The sequence below is a fragment of the Mesorhizobium sp. M7D.F.Ca.US.005.01.1.1 genome (assembly GCF_003952545.1).
Lineage (GTDB): Bacteria > Pseudomonadota > Alphaproteobacteria > Rhizobiales > Rhizobiaceae > Mesorhizobium > Mesorhizobium loti.
Genome location: NZ_CP034453.1, coordinates 4,761,983 through 4,777,346, shown reverse-complemented (window position 1 = coordinate 4,777,346; position 15,364 = coordinate 4,761,983). Strand labels below are relative to the sequence as shown.

Below are 15,364 nucleotides of genomic sequence, written 5' to 3'. Positions count from 1 at the left end.
AAGAACAAATCTGGTAAATTCTGCCAAATTATGCCTGCTGACATTTCGTAGACTTGCCTGCAGCGTCAGATATACCCCGTAATTATCCGTCGCTCCTTGGGGTTGAAGATGCGAGACAGCGAATTGACGGAACGGCCAGGCAAGGGCTGGACTCCATGGGCAAAGGGTCCAGGCGACCACGACATCGAAAAGGTTTGGTGGGCGGCCCGCGTGCTGCATTTTCCCAAGTTGAACGTCTCGACCTGGTTCGACGGTTCGGAAGTCGTCGGCATCTGGCATTGGGGAGATCGCAAAGAGAAATGGACGATGAAGGTCAAGTCGGCCGACTGGCAACCATTGCCGGAGGGCGCGCGAGGCAGAGAAGCAGCGCGACTCGACCTGTTCCGAGAGCGGGGTGCAGAAACGCTGCTAGCTAGTTCAGTTGCGGCCTTCCGGGAAGCGGTTTGCCAAAGGCGGCGCTGGCAACCAAGTTACGGCAAAACCTGTCGAGCGCATGGATGTTTCTGCTACACTTATCCGCGTCGGCGAGCAGATCTTTGTCCACCAGCTTCTTCGAGCGACGATTTCCAAAGAAGACGCTTGATGAGAGCTCGGGGCCGTTCGGGGTGTGCGTCATCGTGTAGGATGCATGCACAAAGTTGTTTCGCGCTTCCGAGACGCTGTCACACCGACCAAGCAGCCACTCTATCTCTAGAAGAAGAGCGTCGGCCGGTTTCTTTGACTGGTCCGGGTTGAATCGAGCGCTGGCTACAGATCGCAGCATTTCGCGCTGCGCTCTATCGTTGCTGTGGCTCTGCCAAGCCGAAAAGGCGATGTGCATGCCGTCCGGTAAATGGCGCATCACAACTGCGAACAATTGGCCCAAGTCGTCCTGGAGCGTACCCCATTCGATGACAATCTTGCCCAGGGCTTTCTGCAACGGGGCAAACAAAGCATCGACGTCGATCGGTTTGTCGCCAAGTGTTACGGTATCGGTTGCCATCGCTTTCGTCCTTCACTCTCGGAAGAAGAGAGTGGTTGTTACCTTCAGTGTTACCCTGTCTGCAAAATGAGTGGAAAATAGAGGTGGACTTCGGGGGCAAGTCCTGCGTTGAATTGGTCGGAGTGGCCGGATTCGAACCGACGACCCCTTGACCCCCAGTCAAGTGCGCTACCGGGCTGCGCTACACTCCGGACCGGTCGCGATGTATCGTGATAACCCCGTGCGGGTCAACCGAATTCCGCGACTTTTATCCCGCTGCGATTGCGGGTGCTGACGAGCGCTGCAAGGCAGGCCGCAACAGCAGCTGGTGGCGGTATTCCAGCGCGATGGCGCCCCAGATCAGGCCGAGCAGCAGGTAGACATGGCGCCAGTGGTCGATGTCGATGAAGGTGCCGAGCCCGATATTGCCGATGAAGGCGACATAGGCGCACAGGAGATAGGGCTGCCACGGCCGGTCGCGCAGCAGGATGCGGAATCCGGCTGCCATCGTCCAGGCGACGAGCGTGAGGAACGACACGAAGCCAAGCCAGCCATAATCCATCAGCATCTTCAGCCAGATGTCGTGGGTGTCTTCACCGAAGATCGTGCCGAAGACCAGCGGGCCGATGCCGAACGGATGCTCCATCGCCATCTGGAAGCCGATGCCGTAGCGGGCGAAGCGGCCGAGGCGGGCGGTGTCGTAGCTCTGCTCGAGATGGGCGCGGTTGGAAAACATCTCCGACACGCCGGGCAACTGCAGGATGACGATCATGGCGACGACCAGCAATGCCAGCGCGGCAATCGTCATCACCACCACGCGCAGGCGGAACATGCCGCTGGCGCTTTGCAGGAACAGGCAGCCGGTGAGCAGGACAGCCGAGACGGCGAACATGCCCCAGGCGCCGCGCGAGAAGGAAAAGAAGATGCCCGCGGTGATGATCAGCAGCGGCACCGCCAGCAGCGGCATGCGCGTGACCGGTCCGGTCAAAAGCAGATAGAGCAGATAGATGCCGGGCAGCACCAGGAACGGTCCGAACACGTTCGGGTCCTGGAAGGCGCCGGCGGCACGGTCGTATTTGGTGAACATTTCGGCGCCCGGAAAGGCGTGGAAATAGCCTGCAATGCCAAGCAGCGAGGTCGCCACGGCGGAAACCACGTAGGCAATGAAGATCAGTCGGTAGAGGCTCGGCTGCACAGCAGTGATCGATGCGAAGAACACCGCGCTGAAGGCGAGAAACAGCGACACGGCGAGATAGAGCGGCGTGTTGGCGAGGTCCGCCATCTGCGTCATGGAGATCATGCCGCCGATGTTCATCGTCACCAGCAGCACCAGGAGCGGCGTGGCCGCGCGGGAAATCCTCAAGCCGAAAAGCGCCCAGATGGCGATCAGCCCGGCCATGTAGAGTTCATAAGGCGCCGGCTCGCTGATGACGAAGCCGGACAGCAGAATGCCGAGGAAGACCGCGCCCGAGGAAATCAGCGCGGTCAGCTTGGCGTTGACCGCAGCCTGCGGCAGCTCGTGGGAAATCGCGGTCAATAGGCGTTTTCCGTGTTCAAGAGCCGGATCGGCGTCAGGAACAGGATCCGCAAATCGAACAGCAGCGACCAGTTCTCGATGTAGTAGAGATCATATTCCGTCCGCATGCGGATCTTCTCGTTGGTGTCCATCTCGCCGCGCCAGCCATTGATCTGCGCCCAGCCGGTGACGCCGGGCTTGACCTTGTGGCGCGCGAAATAGCCGTCGACCACTTCGTTGTAGAGCAGATTGTGCGACTGCGCGGCGATGGCATGCGGGCGTGGACCGACCAACGACAGCGAACCCAAGAGCGAGTTGAAGAACTGCGGCAGCTCGTCGATCGAGGTCTTGCGGATGAAGCGGCCGACGCGGGTGACGCGCGGGTCGTTCTTGGTCACCGTCTGCTTGGCGGTCGGGTCGGCCTTGTCCGTATACATCGAGCGGAACTTGTAGACCTCGATGATCTCGTTGTTGAAACCGTGCCGCTTCTGGTGGAACAGCACCGGCCCCTTGCTGTCGAGCTTGATAGCGATCGCGGTCGCCAGCATCACCGGCGAGAACACCACGATGCCGATCAGACTGAAGACGATGTCGAAGGCGCGCTTGGCAACCGAATCCCAGTCGTTGATCGGCTTGTCGAAGATGTCGAGCATCGGCACCGCGCCGATGTAGGAATAGGCGCGCGGGCGAAACTGCAGCGCGTTGGAATGCGCCGACAGCCGGATGTCGACCGGCAGCACCCACAGCTTCTTCAGCAACTGCAGCACGCGCGATTCGGCGGTCAGCGGCAGCGATACGATCAGCATGTCGATGCGGGCGATGCGAGCGAATTCGATCAGTTCCGAAATGGTGCCGAGCTTGGGATAGCCAGCGACGATGGGCGGCGAGCGCTTGTCGCCGCGATCGTCGAAGATGCCGCAGATGCGGATATCGTTGTAGGGCTGTTTTTCGACCGAGCGGATCAGGACTTCCGCCGCCTTGCCGCCGCCGACGATCACGGCGCGCCGCTCCATGCGGCCATCACGCGCCCAGGCCCGGATCAGCTTCGACATCACCAGCCTGAGGCCGAAGATGAGAACGAAGCCGATGACGAACCACGTGCCGAACAAAAGGCGCGAATAGTCTTCCGACATCTTCGTGGCGAACGCGGTCAACGCCATCAGCGCGAAGGCGCCAGCCCAGGCCAGCAGGATGCGGCTGAAATTGGCGATGGGCCGCATCAGGGCGACGATCTGGTAGCAGTCGGTGACGTCGAGCAGCACCACGGCAAGGAACGACGCGGCCGCGATCGTCAGCGGATATTGCCAGGCGAGATAGTTGAAGAACCCGACATAATGGAAATAGACGCCGAGCCCGGACAGCAGCAACAACCCGAATTCGACCATGCGCAGGACGCCGCTGACCATGATCGGCGACATGGTATCGCGCCTGTACTGCGAAGCGACCTGGCGGGCGACATCGTTCATGCCGCTTGGCGTGTCGCCATCGGCCGGGCCGTCGAATTTACGCACCGCCTCTGGTGAAAAGCGGCGCGCGGGGTCGATCTCGTTCATGGGGCTTTCCGCAAGCTTCCCTTCGGTGAATAGCAAAAGAGAGCTAAGAAACCCTTGAAACAACCCGTGGCTTTGAAACGGCTTGGCCTTTGCGTCTATTTGCCGAGCGCGGCGAAGTAGGCCTTCTCGATGTCGGCGGCCATCACATCGGCGCCGAAGCGCGCCTTGAGGTCGGCGCCATCGGGCATCAGGTCGTGATAGGCGGCGGGGTCGGCCAGCGCCTGGCTCATCTTGTCGGCAAGCTCGACCGGGTCGGGGCGGATCAGGGCAGGGGAACCGGTGCCGAAGATCTCTGGAATGCCGCCGACCGCGGTTGCGATCATCGGCTTTCCCGCGGCAAGCGTTTCCAGCACGATATAGGGCATGGCCTCGGCGCGCGAGGGAACGATGACGAGCGCCGCCAGCGCAAAAGCCTCCCTGGCCGGCATCGGCGGCAGGAAGCGGACATGGCGCTCAATCCCGAGGCGTTTCACTTGCGCGTGGTAACGCGGCAGGTCGTCTCCGTCGCCGACCATCACCGCGGTCAGCGCGCGGCCGAACTGGGGGCCGGCGAGGGCCAGTGCATCGATGAAGATGTCCGGTCCCTTCAGGTCGCGCATCATCCCGATATAGAGCAGATCGGCCGCGTCGGGCTCCGTGACCACCGGTTCGAATTCGGTGGCGCGCAGGCCGTTATAGACCAGGGCGTTGGGAATGGGCGGCTCGCCGACCTTCCTGCGATATGTTCGCCGTTCATAGTCGGAGACAAACAGCAGGTAGTCGGTGAAGCGGGCCATGAAGCGCTCGAGCGCGAAGAACAGCTTTCCGGTGGTCGTGTTCTCGTCATAGTGGAGAGAGCCACCATGCGGTGAATAAAGGCGGGCTACGCGAGACCTTGATACCCGCAACAATGAGCCGAACAGACGGGCATAAGCGCCACCCTTGGCGCCGTGCCCGTGCAACACGTCCGGCCGCAATTCCTTGATGATCCTGTAAGTGCGCCAGGCCGAGGCAAGGTCGCCCGGGCCGACATGGCGCTGCATCGGCGTGCGATGGATGCCGAGCGCCAGCATGTCCTGCATCTGCTCGAACAGATGTTCCTCGAACTCGCCGCCGGTGGTCGAATCGCAGACGATACCGACGGAATGCCCGGCCGCGACCTGCGCCTCGGTCAGATCGCGCACATGCCGGAAAATTCCTCCGACGGGTGAACGAAAGCAATGGACGATCCTGAGTGTGTCCGCCACTTGGTATCTGTCAGAACAGACGTTCGCGGACGTAGACGGTATCGCCGGGCAGCAGCGGGTCAGAGGTGACCACGCGGCCGGTCATCACCTTGCCGTTGATGTCGCGGGTGATGTCGACGCTTTCCTGATTGGCGCGCGGCGAGAAACCGCCGGCAATGGCGATTGCCTTCTGCACCGTCAGGCCGGGGACGTAAGAGTATTGCCCCGCGGCTCCGACTTCGCCCATGACGAAGATCGGCCGGTAGCGGTCGATCTCGACCGAGACGTCGGGATCGCGCAGGTAGCCTTGCCGCAATTTGTCGGCGATTGCCTTTTCCATCTGCTGCGCGGTGTGGCCGCGCGCCGGTATGGCGCCGACAAGCGGGAAGGAGAGGTAGCCGGACTGGTCGACGCTGTAGGTGTTGGTCAGCCCGTCCTGCTCGAACACGGTGACGCGGACGCGGTCGCCGGCGCCAAGACGATAGGGCTGATCGAGCACCTCATGGAAGGCTGCCGGCGTCGGCCGGTAACTGGAACAGCCAGCAAGCATCGATACGGCAAGCAGAGCGCGAAACAGGGAAGCAGTGCTTTTCATGACCGGACAGGTACCTTCGACTGGCCGCTGCAGCGTCGCAGCAAACATCAGGGATCGAGGCCCGTTATCATCCTGTTAGGGTTAATGGCCGGTAAAGGGAGCGGCCGACACGCGGCGCATCGACAAGAGTTTTACGATTTTTGGCGGTTTTGTTTATCGCCCGCCAGTAAACCCTAACGGGAACTTACCGCGATCTTAACGGCTGAGTTACCATAGTTGTTTACGGTACGTGCTGACCCAGTATCGGAGTAGGGATGCATGTCCGTTCAGTCCGCGGCCGCAGATGTCGACGTCGATCTCAGGCAGCTCTTCGCCAGCCTAGCGAGGAACTGGCTGCGCATAGTCGTCGTCGTCCTGGTGGTGACGGGGCTGGCGTTCGCCTTCGCTTCGCTGGCGACTCGGCACTATAAGGCCGAGACGCAGGTGGAGATCGCTCCGCGTGAATCCGTCTATACGCGGCCGGCCAGCAACAACAACGACACCGACAAGCCAATTCTCGACGAACAAGGCGTCGCCACCCAGGTCCAGATAATTTCCTCCAACGAAATCCTCAAGCAGGTCGCGCAAAAGCTTGGTCTGGAAAAGCTGCCCGAGTTCGACGAAGCGCTCGATATGTCGCCGTTGAGCCGTGCTCTGGTTCTAGTTGGCCTGAAAAGCGACCCGATGGAAATTCCGACGGAAGAGCGCGTCCTCAAGAAAATGCACGAGAAGCTCAACGTCTATGGCGTCGAGAAGACCCGCATCATTGCTATCGAGTTCTCATCGGAAGATCCCAAGCTGGCGGCCGCCATACCGGACGCCATTGCCGCCGCCTATATAGCGGGGCAAGGGGCGGCCAAGCTGGAATCGAACAACGCTGCCGCCGACTTTCTGGCGCCGGAGATCGCCGATCTGCAGCAGCAGGTCAAAACCGCCGAGGCGAAAGTCGCCGCCTACCGCTCACAGTCCGATCTTCTGATGGGTGGCAACAATTCGGTGCTGGCCACCCAGCAGCTTTCGGAGCTGTCGAGCGAACTGTCGAAAGTGCGCGCCAATCGCGCCGCGGCCGAAGCGACAGCCGACGGCGTGCGCAGGGCGCTGCAGAATGGCGGTTCGCTGGATGCCGTGCCGGAGGTTTTGTCATCGGATCTGATCCAGCGTTTGCGCGAGCGCCAGGTCGAATTGCGCTCCAACATCGCCGATCTGTCGACGACGCTGCTTGGCAATCATCCGCGTATTCGCGCGCTGAAATCGCAACTGGCCGATCTCGACGTGCAGATCCGTAGCGAGGCCCAGAAGATCATGAAAGGCCTGTTGATGCAGGCCGAGACGGCAAAGGCCCGCGAGAACCAGCTTGTCGCCGACGTCAACACGTTGAAGGCGGCTTCGGCGCAGGCCGGTGAGCAGCAGGTCGATCTCGACGCGCTGCAGCGCGACGCGACTGCCAAACGGCAGCAACTCGAACTGTATCTGACCAACTACCGCGAAGCGGCTTCGCGCCAGGATCGCAACTATCTGCCGGTCGACGCCCGGATCGCCTCAAAAGCGTCGGTTCCCTCCGAGGCCTATTTCCCGAAGGTCGGGCCGATCGTTGGCGCCGCTTTCGCCGCATCGCTGCTGATCATGGCTATCGTGACGCTGCTGCGGGAGCTGTTTTCAGGCCGCGCGATGCGGCCGGCGACCGGTTCCCGCTTCGAGCGGATCGATGAGGTCGCAATGCCACATGTCGCGCAGGCACCTGATAGGGTCGCAATGCCGGCTGTCCGCGCGGAACCCGCGATCCCTCAGGATTCCGTCGTTCGCCAGGAAATGGGGGACCGTCTGGTTGAAGCGGAGGCCGAGCTCCACACGGCCACGATGCCCTATAGGGCCGAGGCGACTGATAGGGGTGCGATGCCCGATGCGGCGACCACCGAGCAGACGGTTGCCGAGCCCGAACCGGTGCGTTCCACTCTGGGCGAGATCGACATCGAGAAGGCCGCCGAAAAGCTGATCGCCAGCGGTGCGGCGCGCGCCATATTCGTCTCGCCGGAGGGCGACGAGGCGGCGGCATCGGCGATCCTGGTGGCCCGCGAGGTCGCGGACGGCGGCCTGCGCGTGCTGTTGCTGGACCTGACCGCTTCGGGGGCGGCCTCGCGGCCGATGCTGGACAGCGGGCTTTTCCCCGGCATCACCAATCTGCTCGCTTCGGAAGCGCAGTTCAGCGACGTCATCCACGCCGATCTCTATTCGGACTGTCACGTCATTCCGGTCGGCACCGCCGATCCGGTCCGCGCCATGCGCGCCGCCGACCGGCTGCCGATCATCATGCAGTCGCTGACAACGGCCTATGATCTGGTCGTGGTCGAATGCGGACCGGCCGACGCGCAAGGCATCAGCCGTCTGGCCGGCGATGCCACCGAGGTCTTTCTCTCCATGCTGGAGCCGGACGACGAGGTGACGCAGGCCGCGGTCAGGCTGATCGAGAATGGTTATCCCGACCTGACGCTGGTGACGCCGCTCGGCCACGAACCGCCCGGCAATCCGGTGCCGGGACGGCGCACAGCCGCCGCCTGAGAGAGCCGCGGATCGCTTGGCGGAGGCCCGTTCGGGCGGCGTCTGATCTCTATCCCAGTTCCAGGGTCGTTACGCCGAACAGCCGCTGCGGCCCAAGCTTCGGAGCCGGGCCCTTGTACATGCGGGTGGTGGCGAAGGTCGGCGCAAAGCCGCCCGACTCGAGTGCGGCTATGAAACCGATATTATCGGCGGGGACGTCGATATGCAGGTCGCCGCTCCCGCAGGTACCAGCCAGTCCATCCAGCAATTGCAGGGCGATTTTCAGGTCGTCGGCAAACAGCGGGCCGATCTTGAAGCCGGAACGGCACGGCCGCGCCACGGCGTAGCCGGTGGTGCCGCGTGAACTGATCGCCGCCAGCCCGTGATGCGGTGCCTGCAGCCATCGATGCAGGAACGCCCGCCGCGGTCCCGGAAAACAATGCGTGTCATAGGCGATGATGTCGGGCACGAGCTCAGTCGTCACTGTCCTCAGTCCGTCGGCGTTGACCGCCGGGCCTGCCGTGCGCCCGCTGTAGCGGATGGTCTCGTAAGCCGGCCTGAAGCCCTTGCTCCGGTAATTGGCCTGCTGCTCGGCGACGCCGTCGAGGCCGATAGTGCGGCCGGCAAGTCTCGTCATCCCAGCGTTCCACACCGCCTTGCCGTAGCCTTTGCCGCGCATGTCCGGCCGGCAGATGTAGAGGCCGATGAAACCGAACTCGCTTCCATAGGCCACTGCCGACACTGCGGCGACCATTTCGTTGCCGACAAAGGCGCCGATGAAGCCTTCCGGGTCCGCGGCCTGGAACATCGCCGCGTCTTCAAGGCCTGGGTTCCAGCCTTCTGCGGCCGCCCAGTCGACGAGAACCGCCAGCTCCTGCAGCGACAGTGTGCGGATGGTCGGCTTCATGGCCTTAGCTATCGTCTTCGGCGGGCGCTGCCTGTCCGGCCGCCCTGCGGCGCAGCATCTTGGTCAGCTTCCAGATCGTCGGGCTGTTCTTGATGAAGGCCTTGAGCCCTGTGCCTTGCCGAAGCGCCAGCGCCAGCACGCGGCCCTTCAGGGTCAGCGGTATCAGCACTTCGAAATGCCGGGTTTCGATATCACACCACAGCCGCTTGTAAGGCTCGTCGCCGACCGAGAAATCATAGACCTTGAAACCGGCCTCGCAGGCTTCCTGGATGTTGTCGAAGAACAGGAAATCGCCGGGGCTGGTGTGGCCGAGATCGTCCTCGGCGATCGCGCCGAACTCGCAGATCAGTCGCTTGCCTGAACGGCTCGACCCGGTGATGGCGCGCAGCTTGCCGGCAACCTCGAGCCCGTGCAGCATGAAGGAGGGCTCGTCCTCGGCAAGCGCTTGCGAAAACAGCGCGCGGAAGAAGCCGCGCACCTGCCTGTCGCCGAAGACGTTGGCGATGCCCATCTTGCGGAAGCGGAATTCCTTCATCTCGAAAAAGGCGTCGAGCAGCCTGTTCGCCTCGTCGGCGGTTCTGGCTTCGATGCGGCGATGACTGCCGACGGCTTCGAACTTGCGTGTCTGCGAACGGTGCTTCTTGCGCTTGCGTTTGCCGCTGGCGCGAGAAAGCAGCGCATCGAAGCCGCCGTCGAGGTCAACGGCCAGCGACAGATTGGGGCTGGCAAAATGGTCAAGCGCGCCTAGGGGATTGGCGACGCCGTCGAGATCGGGCAGCAATCGTTCCAGTGCGACGAGATCGATGTCCGGACGTGCCTTGGCGATGGCCGTCAGCATCGCTCGGATGGCCGGAACATCTGATCTGGCCAGCCAGTGCGGATCCGCGGCGACGAAGTTGCCATTGGCGTGGCGGCCACCCATTAAGCGGGCGACGCGGAACGGACCGCTGGCGGTGACCTCCAGGGCCAACGAGAAAACCGGCTTGCCTTCGGTGCTCAGTGTCGCAACGAGCAGATCCGGTCGGACCTCGGCAGCCCAGCTCAGGATCCAGGCAGCACTCTGCGGCGGTGCAAACAGGGCCGAGCGGCAGAACTCGGCATAGGCCACCAGTCCGTCCGTGGACGCCACTGAAATCGACAGGCCGGCATGGTTCCGTGGCAAGGCGCGCGACGACGCCTCGGTCGCCGCAAGCCGATTGCCGTCAAATGACGCTGCAGCGTCAACCATACCTCAATCCTTAGGGCGTATTGATCGCGATTTGGGGGTTCGCGTAGGCGCATTCCGTGCTTGGATCAGCCTAGGCGCAAAAGGTGAATGAATGATCGACGGCGGGGAGGCAATCCGGAAACTGGCGCTGAACGTCGCCCGCTATACCGGTCTCGCACCGCTGGCCAAACCGTTCATCGGCGGCATCGGCGCCATCCTGATGCTGCATCGCGTTACCGCGACGCCGGAAAGGCCCGACAGCGTCAACCGGCATCTCAACATTGCCCCCGGTTTCCTCGATGCCATGATCGCCGACATGAAGGCGCATGGTTATGCCTTTGTCTCCATGGACGAAGCCGTTGAGCGCATCAAGGCAGGCGGCAAGGGCGGCGAGTTTGCCACCATCACCGCCGACGACGCTTATCGCGACAACATGACCGAGGCGCTGCCGGTGCTGGAGAAGCACGGCGCGCCGATCACCATCTATGTAGCGCCGGGGCTGATCAACGGCACGGCCGACCTGTGGTGGGATGTGGTCGAGGATATCGTCAAAGCGCGCGATAGCCTCACTCTGACGCGACCGAATGGTCCCCTGACGATCGATTGCTCGACACCTGCGAAGAAACTGCAGGCCAATGCACGCCTGCACGCCTATCTCACCTCCGAAGTCCGCGAGGAGGACCTGCAGGCGGTGTTGCGCGATCTGGCTCGCTCAAATGGCATCGACGCCGACGGCCCGCGATTGCGCACATTGATGAGCTGGGACGAGATCCGCGGCATGGCCGCGCATCCGCTGGTGACGATCGGCGCCCACACGATCAACCACAGCAATCTGAAGCGGCTTTCCGAAACCGGTGCCCGGCACGAGATCGGCGCCGTGCGCGGCATGTTGCAGGCCGAACTGGGCGAGAAGCCCAGCCATTTCGCCTACCCCTATGGTTATGCCAGCGCTGTCGGCTGCCGCGAGGTGGGCTTTGCCCGCGACGCCGGCTACACCTCCGCCGTGACGACGCGCCACGGTGTGCTGCGTGCCGAGCATGCCGGCTTCCTGCATGCCTTGCCGCGCATTTCAGTCAACGGCCGCTACCAGAGCCTTGCCCATATCCGCACCATGCTGTCGGGCGTGACGACGCCGCTCGCCAATGCCGGCAAGATGGTCGTTACCATCTGATGGGGTCGGGTTCCGCCTAGCGCTTGGTCCGTGGCTCCAGCATCAGCCATTTGATGATGCCCATCGCCGGCAGCACCCAGAGCAGGCCGCTGAGCAGGAAGAACAGGAAATGCACCCACGGGCCGGACTCCGATAGCCGGGCGACAGCGAAGATCGATGCGACCAGCGCATAGATGATGACCAGCGCCACCAGCAGGAACATTCCGATCAGCTTTTTCAGGCGCAGGGGCATGGTTGGTCTCCTGGTCGAGCATGCCGGCAATTCGCACAGGCGGCCCGGCAAGCTCAAGGGCTGTTGCCCCGCATAGGCCTTGACGCGAAGCTGTGCAACCGGTGAGGCGCGGCGCGACGGCGTGCCGCGCCGCATGGCCTTGCCAGCACGGGTGCGATGGTCCACCAATCCGCCAAACCAACCTGCCGGGACAAGATCATGGCTGCCATATCAGCTGCCGCGCCATACGTCGCCCGCGACCGCGACCTGCATAACCGGGCGCTGCTGCGCGGCTGGCTCTATGTGGTGCTTCTGGTGCTGTTTGCGCTGGTGCTGGTCGGCGGCGCCACGAGGCTAACCGATTCCGGCCTGTCGATTACGGAGTGGCAGCCGATCCACGGCGTGATACCGCCGCTCAACGACGCCGAGTGGCAAGAGGAATTCCAGCTCTATCAGCAGATCCCGCAATATGCCGAGCTCAACAAGGGCATGAGCATCGAGGCCTTCAAGTCGATCTTCTGGTGGGAATGGGCGCACCGCATCCTGGCGCGCAGCGTCGGCCTGGTCTTTGCCCTGCCGCTGCTGTTCTTCTGGGCGACGCGCCGCGTCGAGCGCGGCCTGGGACCGAAACTCGTGGGCATTCTCTTGCTCGGCGGCCTGCAGGGCGCCATCGGCTGGTGGATGGTGGCCTCCGGTCTGGTCGACCGGGTCTCCGTCAGCCAGTACCGGCTGGCGACCCATCTGACACTTGCCGCGCTGATCTTCACCGCGACCATGGTGGTCGCGCGCGGACTGGCGCCGCATTCCGAACCCGCCGCCGATCGGTCGACACAGAGGCTCGCTGGCTTCATCGTGCTGCTGGCGCTGATCCAGATCTATCTCGGAGGCCTGGTCGCCGGGCTCGACGCCGGCTTGAGCTACAACACCTGGCCGCTGATGGATGGCAAGATCATCCCTGGCGATCTGCTGATCCTCGAGCCGGCATGGCGCAACTTCTTCGAAAGCCCGAAGACAGTGCAGTTCATCCATCGGCTCGGCGCCTATACGGTGTTCATCGTGGCCTTGTGGCACATGATCGCCACGCGCCGGCGGCTGCCAGGCTCAACGCATGCGCGGCGCGCGACGTTGCTGTTTCTGCTGGTGCTGGTGCAGGCCTCGATCGGCATCGGCACGCTGCTGATGCATGTGCCGCTGCATATGGCGCTGACCCATCAAGCCTTTGCACTGATCGTGCTGGGCTTTGCATCAGCGCATTGGCGCGGCACCAAGGGCGCCTATCCCTTGCCGCACGATATCGCGCTCAGGAGCTGATCCCGAGCCGATCGGCCAATTACATCCAGAATTCGCCAGTTACATCCAAAATTCGTTTGACGATGTCGTCTTCTCGCCGTCGAACTCCGCCTGACGCAACGCTGCGGCGGATGGTGCAGACTGCCCCTGATCGGCCTTGGCTGCCTTGTCGGCGGCCTTGAGCGCATCGAGCTTGGCTTGGGCCACGGCGATATCCTGCTGCACCTGGGCGGCCTTGACCTGATCCTTGATGGCCTTGGCCTGGTCTTCCAAATCCTGAATCTGCTTTTCGAGCGCGGCCTCCTGGGCTGCATTGCTCGACGAACTGGACGAGGAATGCTGGGTTGCCGGTGAGGAACCCGAAATCGCGCTGACCATGACAAATCCCGAAGTGGAGCCGAGACCAGTCAGTAGCCCATTGTGGTGAACAAGCGGTTAGCACCGCGCCGTGCCCCGTGCGATCAGAAGCTTGCCCGCACCGCCCGGATCGCCCCGGCGATCGACAATTCGCGATTCTCCTCGACCGCGTTGCCGTCCTCATGATGCCAGGACGCCGACAGGCACCCATAGGCGATGGCATGATCGAGGATGGCTGGTGGTGTCTGGCCCAGTGTTCTGGCAAAGACTTCCGCCATATGTGCTGTTCGCTCCGGATCGAGGCAAAGTTCATCGCGGTCGAGCGGGTTGTAGAACATGTTCGCGGCGTCGAAGCCGGGGTCGCCGAGAACGCCCTTCGGATCGATCGCCAGCCAGCCGCGCGGCCCGTGCAGGATGTTTTCGTGATGCAGGTCGCCATGCAGGGGCCTGATATCGTGCGGATTGGCCAGCAACCGATCGGCAACGATGGCGGCCTCGACATAGAGGCTGTCATGGCCGGCGTCGCGATCGGATGCGGCTTTCCTGAACAGGCTGGCGAACCGTTCCCTCAGCGGTTGAAGATCGGGCGGGAAGGGGTCTTTCCCAGGCGAAAACAGTTTTGCCATCACGTCGGCCGCAATTGCGGTCGCCGCAAAGTCGCCCTGTTCGTCGAGCACCTGCCGCATAAGAGTTTCACCGGCATATTCGAGCAGCATGCTGTGGCCGTCGCGACCGAGCAGGCGCACCGCGCCTTCGCCGCGCCGCCAGGCGAGGTAATGCTCTCCGCGCAACTCGTCGGCGATATCATCGAAAGGCTGGAGTGCCTTGACGATCGCCGGCGAGCCGTCTTCGCGCAAAACCTTCCAGATGCGGCTCGAAAAGGTCTCGGCAATGAGTTCGGGCGCGCTGACCTTCCAGCGCACCGGAAAGGCTGGCGCGTCCATCAGAGGCCGAGCATCAGGTCCATGTTCTGGACGGCAGCGCCCGAGGCGCCCTTGCCGAGATTGTCATAGACCGCCAGCAGCAGGGCCTGCGCCCGTTTGTCGTTGGCGAAGACATAGACCTTCATCCGGTTGGTGCCGTTGTAGATCTCCGGATCGATCTCCGGCATCCGCTCCGAATGCGCATAGGGCGCCACCTCGACCACGCCGCCCTTGATGGCGGCGAAATGGTCGGCAATTGCCGCATGCAGTTCCGCACCGGTCGGCACATGGTCGAGGCCACCAAGCTGCAACGGCACGACGGTGATCATACCTTGCGCGAAATTCCCGACCGCCGGCTGCATGATCGGATCATGCGACAGCCTGGCATAGGCCCTCAATTCCGGCACGTGCTTGTGCTGCAGGGTAAGGCCGTAGGGCAGGAATTCCGAGGCGTCCTCGCCCTTGGCGACATAGTCCTCGATCATCGGCCGTCCGCCGCCCGAATAGCCCGAAATGCCGTTGACGGTGATCGGGAAATCCGCCGGCAGCAGGCCGGCGGTGACCAGCGGCCGCAGCGTTGCGATCGGTCCTTGCGGCCAGCAGCCGGGGTTGGCGACGCGTTTTGCCGAGGCAATCGTCTTCGCCTGCGTCTTGTCCATCTCGGCGAAACCATACGCCCAGCCTTCCGCCACGCGATGCGCGGTCGACGCATCGATGACCTTGGTGGTGTCGTTGGCGATCAGCGAGACGCTTTCCTTCGCCGCATCGTCGGGCAGGCACAGGATCGCGACATCGGCGGCATTGAGGAGCTCGGCGCGCGCCGCCGTTTCCTTGCGGCGCTCGGCGGGAACCGAGATGATTTCCAGGTCGCCGCGCTCGGCAAGCAGCGCCCGGATCTGCAGGCCGGTGGTGCCGTGTTCGCCGTCGATGAAGATTTTCGGTTTCATGGATTGA

14 protein-coding genes and 1 tRNA gene are annotated in these 15,364 nt (G+C 62.9%); 3 read left to right on the top strand and 12 right to left on the bottom strand.

The genetic code is table 11. The features are described from left to right. Nucleotides 1-412: 412 nt before the first annotated feature. The 6 genes from EJ076_RS23130 to EJ076_RS23105 all read right to left on the bottom strand — a co-directional run bounded on the left by EJ076_RS23130 (nt 413) and on the right by EJ076_RS23105 (nt 5,830). Nucleotides 413-982 carry a hypothetical protein gene (locus EJ076_RS23130; RefSeq protein ID WP_126069379.1) on the bottom strand — a complete coding sequence of 190 codons (570 nt, stop codon included), beginning with the start codon at nt 980-982 and terminating at the stop codon, nt 413-415. Between the two features lie 114 nt (nt 983-1,096). Then, nucleotides 1,097-1,173 (bottom strand) — tRNA-Pro (locus tag EJ076_RS23125). 56 nt (nt 1,174-1,229) lie between these two features. Further along, nucleotides 1,230-2,498, bottom strand: a complete 1,269-nt coding sequence (locus EJ076_RS23120) for an O-antigen ligase family protein (protein ID WP_126069378.1) — start codon at nt 2,496-2,498, stop codon at nt 1,230-1,232. Continuing rightward, entirely contained in the window at nt 2,495-4,030 is a 1,536-nt protein-coding gene (locus EJ076_RS23115; RefSeq protein ID WP_126069377.1) for an undecaprenyl-phosphate glucose phosphotransferase, read from the bottom strand. The genes EJ076_RS23120 and EJ076_RS23115 overlap by 4 nt, the downstream gene beginning before the upstream one ends. Before the next feature lie 95 nt (nt 4,031-4,125). Further along, nucleotides 4,126-5,256, bottom strand: a complete 1,131-nt coding sequence (locus EJ076_RS23110) for a glycosyltransferase family 4 protein (protein WP_109669446.1) — start codon at nt 5,254-5,256, stop codon at nt 4,126-4,128. A 10-nt stretch (nt 5,257-5,266) separates the two neighbouring features. Next, nucleotides 5,267-5,830: a polysaccharide biosynthesis/export family protein gene (locus EJ076_RS23105; RefSeq protein WP_109669803.1), complete on the bottom strand. Its 564-nt coding sequence runs from the start codon at nt 5,828-5,830 to the stop codon at nt 5,267-5,269. Nucleotides 5,831-6,088: 258 nt separating this feature from the next. On the opposite strand from EJ076_RS23105, the gene EJ076_RS23100 reads away from it, so the two are divergent. Further along, nucleotides 6,089-8,365: an exopolysaccharide transport family protein gene (locus EJ076_RS23100; RefSeq protein WP_126069376.1), complete on the top strand. Its 2,277-nt coding sequence runs from the start codon at nt 6,089-6,091 to the stop codon at nt 8,363-8,365. Nucleotides 8,366-8,414: 49 nt separating this feature from the next. Here EJ076_RS23100 and EJ076_RS23095 read toward each other — a convergent pair whose 3' ends face one another. Further along, nucleotides 8,415-9,251 (bottom strand): GNAT family N-acetyltransferase, encoded by an 837-nt coding sequence (locus EJ076_RS23095; protein WP_126069375.1) that lies wholly within the window; start codon nt 9,249-9,251, stop codon nt 8,415-8,417. 4 nt (nt 9,252-9,255) lie between these two features. Beyond that, a complete protein-coding gene (locus EJ076_RS23090; RefSeq protein ID WP_109669453.1) occupies nt 9,256-10,479 on the bottom strand; it encodes a GNAT family N-acetyltransferase in 1,224 nt (407 codons plus the stop codon). A 91-nt stretch (nt 10,480-10,570) separates the two neighbouring features. Here EJ076_RS23090 and EJ076_RS23085 point away from each other — a divergent pair, with 91 nt between their 5' ends. Beyond that, entirely contained in the window at nt 10,571-11,629 is a 1,059-nt protein-coding gene (locus EJ076_RS23085; protein WP_109669456.1) for a polysaccharide deacetylase family protein, read from the top strand. Between the two features lie 16 nt (nt 11,630-11,645). Here the strand turns inward: EJ076_RS23085 and EJ076_RS23080 are convergent, their stop codons facing one another. Further along, nucleotides 11,646-11,861, bottom strand: a complete 216-nt coding sequence (locus EJ076_RS23080) for a DUF2842 domain-containing protein (RefSeq protein WP_109669806.1) — start codon at nt 11,859-11,861, stop codon at nt 11,646-11,648. Nucleotides 11,862-12,059: 198 nt separating this feature from the next. Here EJ076_RS23080 and EJ076_RS23075 point away from each other — a divergent pair, with 198 nt between their 5' ends. Continuing rightward, on the top strand, nt 12,060-13,151 hold the full coding sequence (locus tag EJ076_RS23075) for a COX15/CtaA family protein (RefSeq protein WP_126069374.1): 1,092 nt from the start codon (nt 12,060-12,062) through the stop codon (nt 13,149-13,151). A 39-nt stretch (nt 13,152-13,190) separates the two neighbouring features. On the opposite strand, the gene EJ076_RS23070 is transcribed toward EJ076_RS23075, so the two are convergent. The 3 genes from EJ076_RS23070 to argC all read right to left on the bottom strand — a co-directional run bounded on the left by EJ076_RS23070 (nt 13,191) and on the right by argC (nt 15,357). Then, a complete protein-coding gene (locus EJ076_RS23070; protein ID WP_109669458.1) occupies nt 13,191-13,508 on the bottom strand; it encodes a hypothetical protein in 318 nt (105 codons plus the stop codon). 83 nt (nt 13,509-13,591) lie between these two features. Beyond that, nucleotides 13,592-14,434: an aminoglycoside phosphotransferase family protein gene (locus EJ076_RS23065; protein WP_206438826.1), complete on the bottom strand. Its 843-nt coding sequence runs from the start codon at nt 14,432-14,434 to the stop codon at nt 13,592-13,594. Continuing rightward, nucleotides 14,431-15,357 (bottom strand): N-acetyl-gamma-glutamyl-phosphate reductase, encoded by a 927-nt coding sequence (gene argC / locus EJ076_RS23060; protein ID WP_126069372.1) that lies wholly within the window; start codon nt 15,355-15,357, stop codon nt 14,431-14,433. Before argC ends, EJ076_RS23065 begins: the two co-directional genes overlap by 4 nt. Nucleotides 15,358-15,364 lie beyond the last annotated feature (7 nt).